We start from the raw sequence: 17,292 nt of genomic DNA on the forward strand, positions 1-17,292 counted from the left end.
CAGCGGCCCGCGGCGCGGTGCCGGGTTGCCGGTCGGCGCCAGCGCAGCGGCACCGCGGCGCGACGGCACCACGGCGCGGTGAGCCCCCTCAGGCGCACCGAGTATCCGGAAACAGCACTCCCGGGCGGCACCCCACCCGGACGCGGCGCGGCAGCGGCACCAGCTCGGCCGCCGCGGGATGCGGGGGCAGCCGCAGCATGGGCTTGCGGCCGCCCCGCCGCGCGCTACGCACCGAGGGGCGAGCCGGGAACCGCTCAGCTTCGGCGCGTCAAACGCTCCACCAGCCCCGGCTTGCGCCGTGTTCGCAACCGTCCCGCGAGCGCGTCCTCCAGCAGGCGGCCGACCGTCTCCTCGGCGCACGCCCGGTTGGCCCCGATCCCGCCGGACGGCCCCCGCTTGATCCAGCCCACCACGTACGTCCCCGGCGCCACGCGGCCGCCGTCGTTCGGGATCGTGCCGCTGTCCTCGTCGAACGGTAGCCCGGGCAGCGGCACGCCGCGGTAGCCGACGGCGCGCACCACGCCGCCCGCGGGGATCTCGACGTCCCCCGACACCCGGATTCCCCGCACCCGCGAGGCACCGAGGATCTCCTCCGGCGCGGAGTGGAACCGCAGCACGATTCGCCGCTTGCCGGGCTGGGGCGGCGCCGTCCAGTCGACCGTCTCCTGCTTGCAGTCGCGCAGCAGGGCGGCCCGCGGCGACGTGTCGATCGCCTCGGTGATGCGCGTGTCGTGCGCGTCGACGACCAGGTCGATGTCCTCATGCTGGGTCAGCGCCAGCAGCTCGGGCGTGGTGTACGCCGCCGCCTCCGGACCTCGCCTGCCGAGCAACACGACCTCCCGCACCCGGCTCGACTTCAGCCGCTCCAACGCGGCCGGAGCGATCGAAGTGCCCTCCAGCGAACGCGGGTCTGTCGTCAGGATCCGCGCCACGTCCAGTGCCACATTGCCCGTCCCGACCACGACGACGCGTTCCGCCGAGAGGTCGACCGCGTCCGCGGGCACGTCCGGGTGGCCGTTGTACCAGGCCACCACCGTCGTCGCCGCGACGCTGCCCGCCAGGTCCTCGCCCGCGATCCCCAGCCGCCGCGCCGAGGACGCGCCCACCGCGTAGATCACCGCGTCGTGGCGGCGCGCCAGCTCGTCCACCGTGACGTCCCGGCCCACCTCGACGCCCAGCCGCATCCGCAGCCGCGGGTGGTGGTGGTACCGCGCGAACGTCTCCCCGATCTTCTTGGTGGACGGGTGGTCCGGCGCGACCCCGTACCGCACCAGCCCGCCCGCGACCGGCAGCCGGTCGATCAGCGTGACCCGGGAACTGGTGTGCAGCAACAGGTCCTCGACGGCGTACATGCCGGCCGGCCCGGTGCCGACGACCGCGACGTCCAGCGCCGGGAAGTTGGCCGGGATGGTGCGGCTGAACACCGGCGGGCCCCACGCGTGGAAGTTCGGCGCGGGATCGGCCGCGGCCGGCTCGCGGTCGGCGTAGAAGTCCGCGTTGATCCCGGCGTACGGCCGCATCGACTCGGCCAGCGCGTCCACCGGGAAGATCGCGTCGACCGGGCAGGCGTCGGCGCACGCGCCGCAGTCGATGCAGCTGCGCGGGTCGATGTAGAGCATCTCGGTGGTGCCGAAGTCCGGCTCGTCCGGCGTCGGGTGGATGCAGTTGACCGGGCACACCGCCACGCACGACGCGTCGTTGCAGCAGGTCTGGGTGATCGCGAAGGCCATGGTCAGAGGAGGTTCGCGCGCTTGTAGAAGACCGTGGCGGCCTTGGTCAGCAGGCCGGCCGAGTCCAGGAACTCCATCAGCCCGGCGCAGCTCGACCGCAGCATCGACTTGTGGTGCTCGTTGGCCTTCGCCTCGCGCAGCGCGCGCTTGGTGTCGAGCCCGGCGTTCGCGTAGACCTTCGGGTTCCACATGCTGCTGACGATGAAGTACGCGGCGATGGACACGACGAGCGCGTTGTACTGACGGCCCAGCGGCCCGGTCTTCTTCAGCCGCTCGCGGGTCTCCTCGCGGGCGAACTTCATGTGCCGCGACTCCTCGACCACGTGGATGTTGTTGATGGTGCGCACGAACGGCACCACGCGCTCGTCACGCATCCAGTCGCGCTGCATCACGTCGAGGACCTCTTCGGCGACCAGGATCGCCGCGTAGGCCGCCTCGCCGCGGGCGGTCGTCTTGAAGAACCGGCCCAGCTCGACGGCGAGCCGGCGCGGGCGGTAGGCCGGGGCGCGCAGCTTCGCCGCGCCGCGCGCGAACATGATCGAGTGGCGGCACTCGTCGGCGATCTCGGTGAGCGCCCACTGGAACGCCGGGTCGGTCGGGTCCTTGGCGTAGAAGTCGCGCAGCACCATCTGCTGCAGGATCATCTCGAACCAGATGCCGGTGCTCGCCACCGACGCCGCCTCCTGGCGGGTCAGCTCGCGCTGCTGCTCGGGGGTCATCTCGTTCCAGTACGCGGTCCCGTACAGGGTGCTCCACTCCGGGCTCGCGCCGTGGTAGCTCGTGTCCAGCGGGGTGTCCCAGTCGACCTCCTTGACGGGGTCGTAGGACAACGTCTCGGACGAGTCGAGCAACCGCTGCGCGACCGACCGGTGGTCAGGCTGCGCAGTGTCCGAGTGCTCGTGTGCGCCGACGCTGGTCATGGCACCCTCCCGATTGCCTGTTACCTCGGTTTACTGTTACCCAAGGTAACACACATTGGCGGCCGCGCAAGAGGGCGACCGCCCGTGACCGAGCACCGCGATTTCCTGAAACGGGTATTTCGGCCCCATCACACCGGCGCCTGCCGGGCCTACCGTTTCCGGCACCACGTCAGGAAGGGCGGATGCCATGGAGATCAACAGGATCGGGCGCGACGTCAGCGTCCTGAGCGACCAGCTCGAGGTGCCCGGCATCGGCTTCCTCCCGGTCAACGCGTTCGTCCTGCACGGCGCCGAACCGGTCGTCGTCGACACCGGGCTGAGCCTGCCCGGCCGCGGTTACCTGGACGCGCTCGGGGCGGTGATCGACCCCGCCGACGTGCGGTGGATCTGGCTCACCCACCCGGACCGCGACCACACCGGCGCCCTGTTCGAGCTGCTCGAACTGGCCCCGCACGCCCGCCTGATCACCACCTACCTCGCGATGGGCATCATGTCGACCGAGCGCCCGCTGCCGGTCGAGCGGGTGTACCTGCTCAACCCCGGCCAGACCCTCGACGCGGGCGGCCGCACGCTGACCGCCTTCCGGCCGCCGCTGTTCGACAGCCCGGCCACGGTCGGCTTCTTCGACCACAGCAGCGGGGTGTGCGTCAGCTCGGACTGCTTCGGCGCCCCGATGCCGACCGCGGAACTCGCCACGTGCGACGACGTCGCGAACGCCCCCGCGGAGGCGCTGCACGCCGGCCAGCTGCTGTGGGCCGCGGTGGACAGCCCGTGGGTGCACAACGTGGACCACGACCGCTACCTGGCCACGCTGGCGCCGCTGCGGACCTTCGACCCGGCCGTCATCCTGAGCACACACCTGCCCCCGGCGCCCGGTCGCACCGCCGAGTTCCTGGACCGCGTCGCCACGGCCCCGGACGCGGACCCGTGGGTCGGCCCGGACCAGGCGGCGCTGGAGCAGATGCTGGCGACCTTCGAGCCGCCGGAGCCGCACCCGGTGTCCTAACCGAACAGCAGCGAGCTGCCGTGGGCGCGCTTGAAGTACAGGTGCGCGTCGTGCTCCCAGGTGATCGCGATCCCGCCGTGCAGCTGGATCATCTCGGCCGCGGCGTGTCGCAGTGCTTCCGAGCACACGGTTTTCGCGGTGGCCGCGTCGAGCGCGAGGTCGTCCCCGGTCAGTGCGCCGTACAGCGCCGAGCGGGCGGCCTCGACGTGGACGTGCACGTCGGCCATCCGGTGCTTGAGCGCCTGGAAACCGCCGATGGGCCTGCCGAACTGGCGCCGCTGCTTGGTGTACTCGACGGTCAGCTCGAGCGCCCTGGCCGCGGCGCCGGTCTGCTCGGCGGCCAGCGCCACGGCCGCGGTCCAGCGCAGCCGCTCGGTGTCGAACCCGCCGGTGTCCAGCCGCCGCGCGGGGGCGTCCGCCAGCGTGACGACCGCGAGACGGCGCGTCGGGTCCAGGGTCGTCACGGCCTCCCAGCGGCTGTCGGCCGGTTCGACCTCGAACAGGCCCGGGCCGTCCGGGGTGCGCGCCACCACCAGCAGGACGTCCGCGTGGTCGCCGTTGAGCACGTAGTGCGCCCGGCCGCCGACGCGCCCGTCCCGGAACTCGCACGCAGGCGACCAGCGTCCGTCCTCATCGGACCACGCCAGCGCGGCGAGGCTGCTGCCCGCCGCGATGCCGGGCAGCAGCCGACGGCACGCCTCGTCGTTGCCGGTCAGCAGCAGGGCCTGCCCGCAAAGCACCGCCGAGCCGAGCATCGGGGCCGGGGTGAGGGTGCGGCCCAGCTCCTCCAGCACCACGCACGCCTCGGCCAGCCCGGCGCCCGCGCCCCCGTACTCCTCTGGGATCGCCAGCGCCGCGACGCCGATCTGCTCGCACAGCGTGGACCACAGCTTGTCGTCGTAGCCGAGGGGTGAGTCCATCGCGGCCCGCACCGCTTCCGGCCCGGACCGCCGGGTCAGCAGGGCCCGCACGGACTCGCGCAGCGCTCGCGCCTCCTCTGTCCACATCGGATCGATCATCGCGCCAGCACCCGCTCGCGGTGGAACCCGCCGTCGCCCCATGCGCCGACCAGGGCCCGCACCTTCGTCAGTCGCAGGCCGAGGTCGTGTTCGGCGGTGTAGCCGATGGCGCCGTGGACCTGCAGCGCGGTGCGGGCGGCCAGGTAGGCGGCGTCGCCGGCCTTGACCTTGGCGGCCGAGATGTCCCGCGGGTTGCCGGTGACAGCGGCGCCGTGCACCAGGGGCCGGGCGAGTTCGAGGTGGGTGGCGACGTCGGCGAGCAGGTGCTTGATCGCCTGGTATTCGCCGATCAGCCGGCCGTACTGGCTGCGTTGCTTCGCGTAGGCGACCGAGGCGTCCAGCAGCCATTGCCCGGCGCCGAGCAGCTGCGCGGCCACCGCGAGCACCCCCAGGTCGAAGGCGCGTTCCGGGACCGAGCCCAGGGACACCGCCGCACCGTCCACCCGGAACAGGCGGCGGGCCGGGTCGAGGGAGCGCACCGGCTCCGGCCGGGCCGCCCGGATCTCGTGCGCTTCGCCGTCGCGCAGCGCGAGGACGACGTCCGCGATGTCGGCGTCCAGCGCGAGGTGCACCTGCGGCGGCGCCACCACGGTGGCCAACGCCTCCCCCGACGCCAGTGCCGGCCACCACGCCTGGGCGGCCGGGACGGCGGGCGCGACCGCGGCGGTTTCCACCAGCGGTCCGGGGACGGCGTGGTACCCCAGCGCCTCGAACGCCACCACCAGGTCGACGGGACCGGCGCCGAGGCCGCCGTGGGCTTCGTCGATCAGCAGGGCGGGCACGCCCAGTTCGGCGAGGCCGCGCAGGAGTTTGAGGCCGGGTTCGTGCCGCCCGTGCGCCCAGGCGCGGGCGGCGGTGGGGGTGTCGGCGCCGGTGAGGTAGTCGTGCAGGCTGGTGGCGAAGTCCCGGTGTTCGGCCGACAGCGCGAATCTCATCGGCGGGCCTCCTTCGGCAGTCCCAGGAGTCGTTCGGCGATGGTGTTGCGCTGGATCTGGTCGGTGCCGCCGTAGATGGGGCCGGCGAGGGAGAACAGGTAGCCGTCCACCCAGGCCTGGTCGGTTTCGGCGTGCGGGCCGAGGATGTCGAGTGCGGTGTCGTGCAGGTCGAGGTCGAGGTGGGACCAGAACAGCTTGTTGACGCTGGATTCCGGCCCGAGTTCGCCGCCCTCGGCCAGCCGGGAGACGGTGCCGAAGGTGTAGAGCTGGTAGGCGCGCGCCCCGATCCAGGCATCCGCCACCCGGTCCCGCGACGCGGCCGGTTCCCCTGCCGATCGCCAGAGGTCCACGAGCCGGTTGGCGGCGGCGAGGAAGCGGCCGGGGCTGCGCAGCGACAGGCCGCGTTCGTTGTTGGCGGTGGTCATCGCCACCCGCCACCCCTGGCCCGGTTCGCCGATCACGTCGGCATCGGGCACGAACACGTTGTCCAGGAAGATCTCGGCGAACCCCGGCTCCCCGTCCAGTTGCGGGATCGGCCGCACGGTCACGCCCTCGGCGCGCAGGTCGAACATGAAATACGTCAGTCCGCGGTGCCGCCGCTCGCCGGGGTCGGTGCGGAACAGCCCGAACGCGCGGTCGGCGAAGGCCGCGCGGGAGGACCAGGTTTTCTGCCCGGACAGCAACCACCCGCCCTCGGTGCGGACCGCGCTGCTGCGCAACGCGGCGATGTCGGACCCGGCTTCGGGTTCGGACCAGGCCTGCGCCCACACCTGCTCACCCCGCGCCATCGCGGGCAGGATCCGCTCCCGCTGCTCGGCGGTGCCGTGGGCGAACAAGGTCGGGCCCAGCATGAAGATCCCGTTCTGGCTGACGCGCCCGGGTGCGCTCGCGGCGTAGTACTCCTCCTCGAACAGCACCCACTGCAACAGCGACGCGTCCCGCCCGCCGTACTCGCGCGGCCAGGACACGACCGACAACCGGGCGTCGGCCAGCTGCGCCTCCCACTCGCGGTGCGCCGCGAAGCCCTCCGCGGTGTCCATGGACGGGAGCCTTGGCACGTGTGCCGCCAGCCATTCCCGCACCTCGTGGCGGAACGCCGCCGACTCGGCATCGATGTCGAGGTCCATCAGCGCTGCGCCCCGTCCCGCATCGACCGCGCGTCCTGCCCACCGAGGGAATCGGTGGAGGTTTCGGCGTTGTGGGCGTGCGCGAAGTGGTGCAGCCCGAACACCGAGTCCATTCCGGACCGCAGGCCCATCAGGTCCTCGGCCTGGTTGACCGCCTTCTTCGCCAGCGCGAGCCCGAACTGCGGCATCCGCGCGATCGTCTCCGCCAGCTCGAAAGTGCGCGCTTCGAGTTCGGCACGGGGCACGACCCGGTTGACCATGCCCCACTCCTTGGCCTGCTGCACGCTGAACCGCTCCCCGGTGAACAGGACTTCCTTCGCCGCCCGCGGCCCCAGCACCCACGGGTGCGCGAAGTACTCCACGCCCGGAATGCCCATGCGCACCACCGGATCGGCGAAGAACGCGTCGTCGGAAGCCACGATGAGGTCACAGACCCAGGCCAGCATCAGCCCGCCCGCGATGCACGCACCCTGCACCGACGCGATCATCGGTTTCGGGATCTCCCGCCACCGGCGGCACATCCCCAGGTACACCTCGGACTCCCGGGCGAACCGCTGGTCCCCGCCCTCGCGTGTGGTGTGGTCCCACCACACCACCGCCCGGCGCTCGAAACTCTGGTCCACATCCCGCCCGGGCGTGCCGATGTCATGTCCCGCCGAGAAGTGCTTGCCCTCCCCCGCCAGCACGATCACCTTCACCTCGGCGTCGTCCACCGCGCGGGTGAACGCGTCGTCCAGCGCGTAGGTCATCGCCGAGTTCTGCGCGTTGCGGTACTCGGGGCGGTTCATCGTCACCAGCGCCACCGCGCCCCGGCGCTCGTAGCGGACGACGTCCTCGGTCATGCGTTCTCCTCACCTCAGCTGCCGCTTCAGCACCTTGCCGGAAGCGTTGCGGGGCAGCTCGTCCACGAACTCGACGAGCCGCGGGACCTTGTAGTTGGCCAGCCGCTCCCGGCAGAACCCGATCACCTGCTCGGCCGTCAGCCCGGCGCCGACGACGAACGCCTTGCCGACCTCGCCCATGCGCTCGTCCGGCACCCCGACGACGGCGACGTCGCGCACGCCGTCCAGTTCGGTCAGGGCGTGCTCGACCTCCGCCGGGTAGACGTTGAACCCGCCGCAGATGTACATGTCCTTGAGCCGCCCGGTGAGGGTCAGGTAGCCCGCGTCGTCGAGTTCGCCGACGTCGCCGGTGTGCAGCCAGCCCTGCTCGTCGATCGCCTGCGCGGTCGCCTCCGGGTCGTCGAGGTAGCCGAGCATCACGTTGGGCCCGCGGACGACGACCTCGGACCCGCGGATCGCCACTTCGAACCCGGCGGTGGCCCGGCCGGACGTGCGCGCGACCAGCTCCGCGTCGTCGCCGGGGCGGCACATCGTCACCACGACCGCCTCGGTGAGCCCGTACGCGGTCAACACCGTGTCGAACCCCAGCTCGGCCCGCATCCGCCGGACCAGCGAGGCGGGCACGGTCGCCGCGCCGGTGACCGCGAGGCGCAGCGACGAGGTGTCCCCGCGGTTCGTTTCCTGGAGCAGCGACTGGAAGATCGTCGGCGCGCCGGGCAGCACGGAGATGCGCTCGCGGCGGATCGTCGCCAGGGTCGACCGCACGTCGAACACCGCCTGCGGCACGATCGTGGCCCCGGTCAGCAGGGCGACCACGATCCCGGCCTTGTAGCCGAAGCTGTGGAAGAACGGGTTGATCACCAGGTACCGGTCGTCGGCGGTGACCCGGCCGCACTCCGCCCACGCCGCCGCCACGTCGACCACCTGCCGGTGCGCCGACAGCACCCCCTTCGAGCGGCCGGTGGTGCCGGAGGTGAACAGGATGTCGCTGACGTCGTCGGGCCGGACGGCGTCCGCGCGCGCCTCGACCTCGGCCGCGGGCACGCGTGCGGCGAGGAACTCGTCCCAGCCGAGGGTGCCCTCGACGGGGCGATGCGGTTGTTCGAGCGGGACGCGGACGACGGTGCCCAGGTCGGGCAGCGTGGCGCCGGTCGCCTTGATCGCGGCGTGCCGGTCGGCGCCGAGGAAGTCCGCCGCGACGACGAGCGCCTTGGCGCGGCTGCGGACCAGCAGGTCCACCGTCTCGGCGGCGGTGAACCGGGTGTTGACCGGCACCAGGACCGCTCCCGTGTACAGCGCGCCGAGCGCCGACAGGACCCAGTGGTGCGTGTTCGGCAGGTTGATCGCGACGCGGTCGCCGGGCTGGATCCCGCGCGCCGCGAACGCCCCGGCTACGACCTGAACACGTTCCAGGAGTTGCCGGAAATCGAGCCGGACGCCGCCGTCGACCAGCGCCTCGGACGAGCCGAACTTCGCCGCGGCGTCACGGACGACGGCCGGGATCGTGGTCTGCCCCACCGCACCCTCCCCTGGACCGGGAAACTAGAACGTGTTCTCATTACCCTAGGTGCCCGGTGGGCCGGGCAGCAAGGAGGCGTGCGTTGGAGCTGACGCGGTTCCGCCGTGAGGTCGCGGACTGGCTGGCGGACAACCTGACCGGTGAGTTCGCGGCGCTGCGCGGGCTGGGCGGGCCGGGGCGGGAGCACGAGGCGTTCGACCTGCGGCTGGCGTGGGAGCGGCACCTGGCGGCGGCGGGGTGGACCTGCGTGGGCTGGCCGAGCGAGTTCGGTGGGCGTGGGTTGTCGCTGAAGGAGCAGGTCGCCTTTCACGAGGAGTACGCGGCCTCGGGGGCGCCGGCGCGGGTCAACCACATCGGGGAGCAGTTGCTGGGGCCGACGTTGATCGCGTTCGGCACGCCGGAGCAGCAGACGCGGTTCCTGCCGAAGATCGTGGCGGTGGAGGAGCTGTGGTGCCAGGGCTACTCCGAGCCCGGGGCCGGGTCGGACCTGGCGGCGGTCTCCACCTCGGCGGAGCTGCGCGAGGGCGAGTGGGTGGTCAACGGGCAGAAGATCTGGACCTCGCTGGCGCACGTCGCGGACTGGTGTTTCGTGCTGGCCCGCACCGAGCGGGGGTCCCAGCGCCACCGCGGGTTGTCCTACTTGCTGGTGCCGTTGCGGCAGGACGGGGTGACGGTGCGGCCGATCCAGCAGCTGACCGGGACCTCGGAGTTCAACGAGGTGTTCTTCGACGACGCCCGCACCCCGGCCGCGATGGTGGTCGGTGAGCCGGGCGAGGGGTGGCGGATCGCGATGGCCACCCTCGGGTTCGAGCGCGGGGTGTCGACGCTGGGGCAGCAGATCGGGTTCCGCCGCGAGCTGGACGGTATCGAGGCGGAGGCCAAGCGGCTGGGCACGTGGGAGGATCCGCTGCTGCGCGCCGATCTGGAGCGCGCCCGGATGGGCCTGCGGGTGCTGCGGGCGCACGCGTTGCGGACGCTGGGTCAGGCGGCGGGGCCGGAGGTCGCGGTCGGCAAGCTGATGTGGGCGCAGTGGCACCGCCGCCTCGGCGAACTCGCGGTGCGGGCGCGGGGGGCGCGGTCGCTGGTCGCCGACGGCGAGCTGGACGAGTGGCAGCGGCTGTTCCTGTTCACCCGCGCCGACACCATCTACGGCGGCTCGGACGAGATCGAACGCAACATCATCGCCGAGCGGGTGCTCGGCCTGCCCAAGGAGGCCCGGTGATCCCCCACTACCCGCCCGGACACCACCTGCTGGAGGACAAGGTCGTGGTGGTGACCGCCGCCGCGGGCACCGGCATCGGCTCCGCGGTGGCGAAACGCTGCCTGGAAGAAGGCGCCAACGTGGTGATCAGCGACTGGCACGAACGCCGCTTGGCGGAGAAGGCCGCCGAGCTGGCCGAACTGGGCAAGGTCCACGCGATCACCTGCGACGTCACCGACGAAACCCAGGTGCAGGGTTTGGTGGCGGGGGCGGTGGGACAGTTCGGCCGGATCGACGTGATGATCAACAACGCGGGCCTCGGCGGGACCCGCTCGGTGCTGGAGATGACCGACGAGGAGTGGTCCCGGGTCCTCGACATCACGCTGACCGGCACCTTCCGCTGCACCCGCGCCGTGCTGCGGCAGTTCGTCGAGCAGGGCGGTGGCGGGGCGATCGTCAACAACGCGTCGGTGATCGGGTGGCGGGCGCAGGCCGGGCAGGCCCACTACGCCGCCGCGAAAGCCGGGGTGATGGCGTTGACCCGGTGTTCCGCGCTGGACGCCGCCGAGCACGGGGTGCGGATCAACGCGGTGGCGCCGAGTTTGGCGATGCACCTGTTCCTGGCGAAGGTCACCAGCGACGAACTGCTGCAGGAGTTGCAGGGCCGGGAAGCCTTCGGGCGGGCGGCGGAGCCGTGGGAGGTCGCCAACGTGATCGTGTTCCTCGCCAGCGACTACGCCAGCTACATGACCGGTGAAGTCGTGTCCGTGTCAAGCCAGCACCCCTAGGGAGCCGTTGTGCCTGAAGCCTTTCTCCTCGACGCCGTGCGCACCCCCGTCGGCCGGCGTGGCGGTGCGTTGTCCGGGTGGCACTCCGCCGACCTGGCCGCGCACATCATCCGGGCGGTGGTTTCCCGGGCCGGGGTGGACCCGGACCTGGTCGACGACGTGATCCTCGGCTGCACCGACACCCTCGGACCGCAATCCGGCAACATCGCCCGCACCGCGTGGCTCGCGGCGGGGTTCCCGGACCACGTGCCCGGGGTGACCGTCGACCGGCAGTGCGGGTCCAGCCAGCAGGCCGTGCACTTCGCCGCCCAAGCCGTGCTCTCTGGGACCCAGGGCCTCGTGCTCGCGGGCGGGGTGCAGAACATGAGCCGCATCCCGATCAGCGCCGCGATGCTCGCCGGGCGGGAGTACGGTTTCGACGACCCGTTTTCCGGCTCCAAGGGCTGGCAGGAGCGCTACGGCAGCGTCGAGGTGTCGCAGTTCCGCTCCGCCGACATGATCGCCGAACACTGGGACATCACCCGCGAGGCCATGGAAGCCTATGCGCTGCGCAGTCATCAGCGCGCGCTGGAGGCGATCGACTCCGGACGGTTCGCCGCGGAGATCGCCGCCGTGGACGGCTTCTCGGTGGACGAAGGCCCGCGCCGGGACACCAGCCTCGAACGCATGCAGGGGTTGAAGCCGCTCTCCGAAGGTTCCCGGCTCACCGCTGCGGTGGCGAGCCAGATCTCCGACGGCGCCAGCGCCGCGCTGATCGCCTCCGAAAAGTTCGTGCAAGAACACGGGCTCACTCCCCGCGCCCGCATCCACCACATCTCCGTGCGCGCCGCGGATCCCGTCTGGATGCTCACCGGACCCATCCCCGCCACCGCCCACGCCCTCCGCAAGGCGGGGCTCACCGTGGACGACATCGACCTCTTCGAAGTGAACGAGGCCTTCGCCAGCGTGGTGCTGGCGTGGCTCGACGAAACCGGCGCCGACCCCGCGCGGGTGAACGTCAACGGCGGGGGCATCGCCCTCGGCCATCCGATCGGCGCGACCGGCACGAAGCTGCTGGCCACCCTCCTGCACGAACTGGAACGCCGCAACGGCCGCTACGGCCTGCAAACCATGTGCGAAGGCGGCGGAACCGCCAACGTCACCATCATCGAACGGTTGTGACCGGACGGGGAGGCGCACCGCGCCTCCCCTCAACCACCCAGCCGCTGAAGTATCTCCTCGGCCTGCGTGACGGTGGTGTCGATGATGTCAGCCACCGTCGGCAGGTCGTCGATCATGCCGACGACTTGGCCGGAGGCGAGGACGCCCGCGTCGGTGCGGCCCTCCACCAGGCCGGCGCGCAGCAGCATCGGGGTGTTGGCGGCCATGATGATCTGGCTCCACGTCATCTCGTTGCCGTGTTTCATCGCCAGGCCCTCGCGGATTATGGAGGGCAGGGAGAGGCCGGTGAGCTTGCGGAAGCGCAGGGCGTTGCGGACTGCGTGGATGGTGCCCCGGACCCGGCCGGTGTCTTCCAGCTTCTCGACCAGCTCGGTGCGCAACACGCGGTGCGGCAGCCCGTCGACGCGCCGTGTCACGACGGTGCCGGTGAGGTTCTGCGCGAGGTAGACCCGCTTGACCTCCTCCGGCACGGTGCTTTCCTTGCTCAGCAGGAACCGCGTGCCCATCGCGACACCCGCGGCGCCGTAGGCGAGTGCGGCGGCGAGTCCGCGGCCGTCGAAGAAGCCACCCGCCGCGACGACGGGGATGTCGACCGCGTCGAGCACCGACGGCAGCAGCAGCGTCGTCGCCACTCCCCCGGTGTGCCCGCCACCCTCGCCGCCCTGGACGATCACGGCATCCGCGCCCCAGGCGGCGACCTTCTCGGCGTGCCGGGCCGCTCCGATGGAGGGGATCACCACGATGCCGTGATCGCGGAGTTTGGCGATCATCTCCTTGCGCGGCGCCAGCGCAAAGGAGGCGACGCGCACGCCCTCACGGATGAGCAGGTCGACCCGGTCGCCAGCGTCGGTGGCGTCGGCACGGAGGTTCACGCCGAAGGGCCGGTCAGTGCGCTGCTTGACTTCCGCGATGGCGGCTTCGAGTTCGGGGTAGGTCATGGTGGCCGAGGCCAGGATGCCCAGCCCGCCTGCTTCGGCGGTGGCCGACACCAACCGCGGCCCCGCCACCCAGCCCATCCCGGTCTGCACGACCGGGTGCCGCACCCCGACCAGCCGCGTGAGCGCGGTGTTGAGGGTCATGATGGGACTTCCTTGTCCCGCAGGCCCTTCGGGTCGAGCACCTCGCGGATCAGCCGGAGCTCCTCGTCGGTGGGCTCGCGGCTCACGCCTGCCCCGGACAGGTCGATTTCGAAACCGCTCGCCGTCGCGACCTCAGCGGGTGTGACACCGGGGTGCAGCGAGACGGCGCGCATCGAATGATCCGGGGTGGCGAAGTCGAACACACCGAGGTTGGTCACCACGCGGTGCACGTCGTGGTACTTCAGTCCGGCTTTGGCGGCGTTGTCGTAGCCCACGCCCGACACGATGTCCACGGACTCGACGAACACGCGGGGACTGTGGCGTGGCACCCAGTAGCTCGTGCGGTGGTTGGCCGTGTTGCCCGGCGCGCCCCGCACTCCGAGCAGCTGCTTCGTCGGGCGGGAGTGGTCGCCGATGGCAGAGATGTTCTGGTTGCCGAACCGATCGATCTGGTTGGCACCCATCACGACGTGCCGCCGCCCGTGCGGGACGATCGTGTCCAGCATTTTGCGGAACGGCTGCCACCCTTCCACCACGCCCTCGGCGTTGATCAGGTAGGCCTCGCCGTCGGAGAGCAGCAGGTCCGGCTCGAAGGTAAGGCGGGCGAGTTTCGCGCCCAGCGACGGGATATAGCCCATCGGGCTGGCCACGATCTCCCCGTCGCCGCGGAACAGTTCGGCCACCGCCACCACGGCGATCTCGGCCCTGGTCGCGCTCATGCCGCCGCCTCGAATCGATCCACCTCGGACAAGTACCGTGCCTCGTCGCCGGACAGGAACCGGTCCACGAACCCCGGCCACGCGTCCACGTCCTTCGCACACGCCACGTAGTGCTTCTGGAACCGCTCGTCCCGGCCGTAATCGGGCACCGCGGTGGTGAAGTGCGCACCCCGCGGGGCCTCCACCACACCGTCCACCGCCGAACGGTTGAGGAGCAGCGACTGCACCGGCCCCGTCAACTCCGCGGTGTCCACCACCTTCTCCACGGAGACGAATCGCTTCTTCGCGGCCAGGCAGAACAGGTCGTCGAAGTACGGATCCGGGCCGAGATACTGCGCATTCCCCCGGGCGTCGGCGCGGTTCAGATGCACCAGCGCCACATCCAGTTCCTGCGCGGGCACGGCCACCAATTCTTCTCCATCGGCATAGGGTGAGCGCACGGTGCGCAGGCCGGGAATGACCCGCATGACCTCGGAGCCCAGCCCCGCCCGCAGCGGCAAGAATGGCAAGCGCTGCGCCGCCGCCGAGAGCGCCGCCGCGAACATGCCCTCGTCGTACTCGGTCACCTCGATCGAGCCCGTTTCGCGGGCTCGGCCGAACCACGGGTCGAACGGGATCGAGTCCAGCGTGACGAACCCGAACACCACCCGCTTGACCTTCCCCGCGGCACACAACAACCCAACATCCGGCCCGCCATACGACACGACCGTGAGGTCACGAACGGGCGTCCGCAGCAGAGCGCGCACCAACGCCATCGGCTTGCGCCGCGAACCCCAGCCGCCGATGCCGATGGTCATGCCGTCCCGGACTTCCGCCGCGACCTCGTCGGTGGTCATGCGCTTATCGGCCATTGAGGAACTCCTCCCGAGCCTCATCCGAGGCGCCCAGCAGGTTCAGCTCGAAGGTGAACCCCTGCTCGAACCGGTAACTACGGTGCACGTGCTGGGTGTCGATACCGTTGAGCGCCTCCTTCGCGGCCCGGATCACCCGCGGATCCTTCGCGGCGATGTCCCGCGCCACCGCCAAAGCGCTCTCATCCAGCTGTTCACGCGGCACCACCTGGTACACCGAGCCGAACGAGTGCAGCTCGGCGGCGGTGATGGTGCGCGCCGTGAAGTACAGGGTGCGCATCAGGTGCTGGGGCACCAGCCGGGCCAGGTGCGTCGCCGCGCCCAGCGCACCACGTTCGACCTCGGGCACCCCGAAGGTCGCGTCCTCGGAGGCGATCACCACGTCCGCGTTGCCGACCAGGCCGATCCCACCGCCCAGGCAGAACCCGTGCACCGCCGCCACCACCGGCACCGCACAGTCATACACCGCACCAAAAGCCGCATAACAGCCCTTGTTCGCGCCCACCAGCGCCTCGTAGCCCGCGGTGCGCTGGATCTCCTTGATGTCCACCCCGGCGTTGAACCCGCGGCCCTCCGCCCGCAGCACCACCACGCGCACATCCGGATCCTCCCCCGCGGCACGCACAGCGGCAGCGAGGTCGAACCAGCCCTGCACCGGCAACGCGTTCACCGGCGGGAAATCCACCGTGACGATCTCGACGTGACCGTCGCGTTTGGTCAGAATCGGCATCAGGACGCTCCGTAAACGGGTTCGGGCGCGGGCGCCTCCGCGATCAACTTCTCCACCACCGGACCCAGCTCGGACGGCTCCCACCGGGAGCCCTTGTCCACGAACGGGCCGTGCCGCCACGCCTGCGCCAGCGACACCTTCCCGCCCTCCACCTCGAACACCCGGCCCGTCACACCGGCGGATTCCGCGCTGCCGAGCCACACCACCAGCGGCGAGACGTTCTCCGGCGCCATCGCATCGAAGCCCTCGTCGGGACGGGCCATCGTGGCGGCGAACACCTCCTCGGTCATTCGGGTCCGGGCTGAGGGGGCGATCGCGTTCACCGTCACGCCATACCGGGCCAGCTCCGCCGCAGCGACGACGGTCAAGCCCGCGATCCCGGCCTTCGCCGCCGAATAGTTCGACTGCCCCACACTGCCCAGCAGACCCGCGCCGGAACTGGTGTTGATCACCCGCGCACTCGGCGTCCGCCCTGCCTTCGCCTCACCGCGCCAGTACTCCGCGGCATGCCGCAACGGCGCGAAGTGACCCTTGAGGTGCACGCGGATCACCGCGTCCCACTCCTCCTCGCCGAGGTTGACCAGCATCCGGTCCCGCACGAAACCCGCGTTGTTCACCAGCACGTCGAGCCGCCCGAACTGCTCCAGCGCGGTGTTGATGAGGTTTTTCGCACCGGCCCAGTCGGCCACGTCGTCGGTGTTCGCCACGGCCTTGCCACCGAGAGTCTCGATTTCCGCCACCACCTGGGCGGCCGGACCGTCGCCGGTCGCGGAACCATCGAGGGCGACACCGACGTCGTTGACCACCACCCGCGCACCCTCGGCCGCGAACGCCAGCGCGTGCGCCCGCCCGATCCCGCGGCCGGCGCCGGTCACGATCACCACCCGGTCCTGGCACAGAGTCATGAATCCTCCCGATCGACATCCGCGGCCGCCTGGAACGCGGGCACCTCACCGCCGCCGTGCACCTTCAACGTCGCACCCGAGACGTAGGAAGCCAGCGGCGAAGCCAAAAACGCCGCACACCGGCCGACCTCTTCCGGCTCGGCCAGCCGTCCCAACGGCACCGTCTTCCCCACCGCTGCCACGTCGCTGCCGTAGTGCAGATGCGCCTGCTCGGTGCGCACCAACCCGACATCCAGCGCGTTGACCCGCACCTTCGGCGCCCACTCCACCGCCAGGCTCGCGGTCAGGTTGTCCAGCCCCGCCTTCGCCGCCCCATACGCGGCCGTCCCCGGCGACGGACGGGTCGCGGACACGCTGGAGATCATCACGATCGACCCGCCCGAGCCCCGCTGCATCACCGCGTTCGCGTGTTGCGCCACCAGCAACGGCGCCAGCAGGTTCAACTGCACGATCTTGTCGTGGAATCGCGGCGACGCCTCCGCAGCGGAAGCGAACGGACTGCCACCCGCGTTGTTCACCACCACATCCAGACGACCGTGCTCGTCCACGATCCGGCCGATCAGCGCCGACACCTGATCCGGATCACGCACATCGCACGCGATGAACTGGCCCGCCGGTTCCTCGGGCTCGCGCCGGGCGCAGGTCACGACGTGCGCGCCGCAGTCCTGGAACACCCGCGTGATGCCGCGGCCCACGCCACGCACCCCGCCGGTCACCAGGACCACGGCTCCGGCCAGGCCCAGATCGCTCTCCACTCCCC

Annotated in this window: 17 protein-coding genes; 4 read left to right on the forward strand and 13 right to left on the reverse strand. The window is 71.4% G+C overall.

The genetic code is table 11. From position 1 onward, the window contains the following. Positions 1–254: 254 nt before the first annotated feature. Both AMY39116_RS0322580 and AMY39116_RS0322585 read right to left on the reverse strand, forming a co-directional pair. Positions 255–1,730, reverse strand: a complete 1,476-nt coding sequence (locus tag AMY39116_RS0322580) for an FAD-dependent oxidoreductase (protein WP_020419901.1) — start codon at positions 1,728–1,730, stop codon at positions 255–257. Positions 1,731–1,732: 2 nt separating this feature from the next. Next, positions 1,733–2,650 (reverse strand): diiron oxygenase, encoded by a 918-nt coding sequence (locus AMY39116_RS0322585; protein ID WP_020419902.1) that lies wholly within the window; start codon positions 2,648–2,650, stop codon positions 1,733–1,735. Positions 2,651–2,837: 187 nt separating this feature from the next. Here AMY39116_RS0322585 and AMY39116_RS0322590 point away from each other — a divergent pair, with 187 nt between their 5' ends. Beyond that, positions 2,838–3,656 carry an MBL fold metallo-hydrolase gene (locus AMY39116_RS0322590; RefSeq protein ID WP_020419903.1) on the forward strand — a complete coding sequence of 273 codons (819 nt, stop codon included), beginning with the start codon at positions 2,838–2,840 and terminating at the stop codon, positions 3,654–3,656. Here the strand turns inward: AMY39116_RS0322590 and AMY39116_RS0322595 are convergent. Genes AMY39116_RS0322595 through AMY39116_RS0322615 form a run of 5 tightly spaced genes read right to left on the reverse strand, consistent with a single transcriptional unit; the run spans position 3,653 to position 9,097 of the window. Further along, entirely contained in the window at positions 3,653–4,663 is a 1,011-nt protein-coding gene (locus tag AMY39116_RS0322595; RefSeq protein ID WP_039791702.1) for an acyl-CoA dehydrogenase family protein, read from the reverse strand. The genes AMY39116_RS0322590 and AMY39116_RS0322595 overlap by 4 nt on opposite strands. Before the next feature lie 8 nt (positions 4,664–4,671). After that, on the reverse strand, positions 4,672–5,610 hold the full coding sequence (locus AMY39116_RS0322600) for an acyl-CoA dehydrogenase family protein (RefSeq protein WP_020419905.1): 939 nt from the start codon (positions 5,608–5,610) through the stop codon (positions 4,672–4,674). Then, positions 5,607–6,737, reverse strand: a complete 1,131-nt coding sequence (locus tag AMY39116_RS0322605; RefSeq protein ID WP_020419906.1) for an acyl-CoA dehydrogenase family protein — start codon at positions 6,735–6,737, stop codon at positions 5,607–5,609. Before AMY39116_RS0322605 ends, AMY39116_RS0322600 begins: the two co-directional genes overlap by 4 nt. Continuing rightward, positions 6,737–7,579 carry an enoyl-CoA hydratase gene (locus AMY39116_RS0322610; RefSeq protein WP_020419907.1) on the reverse strand — a complete coding sequence of 281 codons (843 nt, stop codon included), beginning with the start codon at positions 7,577–7,579 and terminating at the stop codon, positions 6,737–6,739. The genes AMY39116_RS0322605 and AMY39116_RS0322610 overlap by 1 nt, the downstream gene beginning before the upstream one ends. 9 nt (positions 7,580–7,588) lie before the next feature. After that, entirely contained in the window at positions 7,589–9,097 is a 1,509-nt protein-coding gene (locus AMY39116_RS0322615) for a FadD3 family acyl-CoA ligase (protein ID WP_020419908.1), read from the reverse strand. Between the two features lie 83 nt (positions 9,098–9,180). Here AMY39116_RS0322615 and AMY39116_RS0322620 point away from each other — a divergent pair, with 83 nt between their 5' ends. Genes AMY39116_RS0322620 through AMY39116_RS0322630 form a run of 3 tightly spaced genes read left to right on the forward strand, consistent with a single transcriptional unit; the run spans position 9,181 to position 12,248 of the window. Beyond that, a complete protein-coding gene (locus AMY39116_RS0322620; RefSeq protein ID WP_020419909.1) occupies positions 9,181–10,320 on the forward strand; it encodes an acyl-CoA dehydrogenase family protein in 1,140 nt (379 codons plus the stop codon). Then, entirely contained in the window at positions 10,317–11,087 is a 771-nt protein-coding gene (locus tag AMY39116_RS0322625; protein ID WP_020419910.1) for an SDR family oxidoreductase, read from the forward strand. Before AMY39116_RS0322620 ends, AMY39116_RS0322625 begins: the two co-directional genes overlap by 4 nt. 9 nt (positions 11,088–11,096) lie before the next feature. Continuing rightward, on the forward strand, positions 11,097–12,248 hold the full coding sequence (locus tag AMY39116_RS0322630) for an acetyl-CoA C-acetyltransferase (protein WP_027936147.1): 1,152 nt from the start codon (positions 11,097–11,099) through the stop codon (positions 12,246–12,248). A 29-nt stretch (positions 12,249–12,277) separates the two neighbouring features. On the opposite strand, the gene AMY39116_RS0322635 is transcribed toward AMY39116_RS0322630, so the two are convergent. The 6 genes from AMY39116_RS0322635 to AMY39116_RS0322660 are packed head-to-tail and all read right to left on the reverse strand — an operon-like array spanning position 12,278 to position 17,287. Further along, entirely contained in the window at positions 12,278–13,327 is a 1,050-nt protein-coding gene (locus AMY39116_RS0322635; protein WP_020419912.1) for a nitronate monooxygenase family protein, read from the reverse strand. Then, the gene (locus AMY39116_RS0322640; protein WP_020419913.1) at positions 13,324–14,046 is read right to left on the reverse strand and encodes a CoA-transferase subunit beta; all 723 of its coding nucleotides are present in this window, start codon (positions 14,044–14,046) and stop codon (positions 13,324–13,326) included. The genes AMY39116_RS0322635 and AMY39116_RS0322640 overlap by 4 nt, the downstream gene beginning before the upstream one ends. Next, a complete protein-coding gene (locus AMY39116_RS0322645) occupies positions 14,043–14,897 on the reverse strand; it encodes a CoA transferase subunit A (protein WP_027936148.1) in 855 nt (284 codons plus the stop codon). The genes AMY39116_RS0322640 and AMY39116_RS0322645 overlap by 4 nt, the downstream gene beginning before the upstream one ends. Next, complete coding sequence (locus AMY39116_RS0322650; protein ID WP_020419915.1) at positions 14,887–15,627, reverse strand: enoyl-CoA hydratase family protein; 741 nt, start codon at positions 15,625–15,627, stop codon at positions 14,887–14,889. The genes AMY39116_RS0322645 and AMY39116_RS0322650 overlap by 11 nt, the downstream gene beginning before the upstream one ends. After that, positions 15,627–16,532: an SDR family oxidoreductase gene (locus AMY39116_RS0322655; protein WP_020419916.1), complete on the reverse strand. Its 906-nt coding sequence runs from the start codon at positions 16,530–16,532 to the stop codon at positions 15,627–15,629. Before AMY39116_RS0322655 ends, AMY39116_RS0322650 begins: the two co-directional genes overlap by 1 nt. Further along, positions 16,529–17,287, reverse strand: coding sequence for an SDR family oxidoreductase (locus tag AMY39116_RS0322660; protein ID WP_020419917.1), 759 nt, complete (start codon positions 17,285–17,287; stop codon positions 16,529–16,531). Before AMY39116_RS0322660 ends, AMY39116_RS0322655 begins: the two co-directional genes overlap by 4 nt. Positions 17,288–17,292 lie beyond the last annotated feature (5 nt).

It is taken from the genome of Amycolatopsis sp. ATCC 39116, assembly GCF_000231075.2.
GTDB classification, from domain to species: Bacteria; Actinomycetota; Actinomycetes; order Mycobacteriales; family Pseudonocardiaceae; genus Amycolatopsis_E; species Amycolatopsis_E tucumanensis.

Coding starts and splice junctions, on each gene's coding strand:
- AMY39116_RS0322580 (WP_020419901.1), bottom strand. CDS start 1,730: ATGGCCTTCGCGATCACCCAGACCTGCTGCAACGACGCGTCGTGCGTG.
- AMY39116_RS0322585 (WP_020419902.1), bottom strand. CDS start 2,650: ATGACCAGCGTCGGCGCACACGAGCACTCGGACACTGCGCAGCCTGAC.
- AMY39116_RS0322590 (WP_020419903.1), top strand. CDS start 2,838: ATGGAGATCAACAGGATCGGGCGCGACGTCAGCGTCCTGAGCGACCAG.
- AMY39116_RS0322595 (WP_039791702.1), bottom strand. CDS start 4,663: ATGTGGACAGAGGAGGCGCGAGCGCTGCGCGAGTCCGTGCGGGCCCTG.
- AMY39116_RS0322600 (WP_020419905.1), bottom strand. CDS start 5,610: ATGAGATTCGCGCTGTCGGCCGAACACCGGGACTTCGCCACCAGCCTG.
- AMY39116_RS0322605 (WP_020419906.1), bottom strand. CDS start 6,737: ATGGACCTCGACATCGATGCCGAGTCGGCGGCGTTCCGCCACGAGGTG.
- AMY39116_RS0322610 (WP_020419907.1), bottom strand. CDS start 7,579: ATGACCGAGGACGTCGTCCGCTACGAGCGCCGGGGCGCGGTGGCGCTG.
- AMY39116_RS0322635 (WP_020419912.1), bottom strand. CDS start 13,327: ATGACCCTCAACACCGCGCTCACGCGGCTGGTCGGGGTGCGGCACCCG.
- AMY39116_RS0322640 (WP_020419913.1), bottom strand. CDS start 14,046: ATGAGCGCGACCAGGGCCGAGATCGCCGTGGTGGCGGTGGCCGAACTG.
- AMY39116_RS0322645 (WP_027936148.1), bottom strand. CDS start 14,897: ATGGCCGATAAGCGCATGACCACCGACGAGGTCGCGGCGGAAGTCCGG.
- AMY39116_RS0322650 (WP_020419915.1), bottom strand. CDS start 15,627: ATGCCGATTCTGACCAAACGCGACGGTCACGTCGAGATCGTCACGGTG.
- AMY39116_RS0322655 (WP_020419916.1), bottom strand. CDS start 16,532: ATGACTCTGTGCCAGGACCGGGTGGTGATCGTGACCGGCGCCGGCCGC.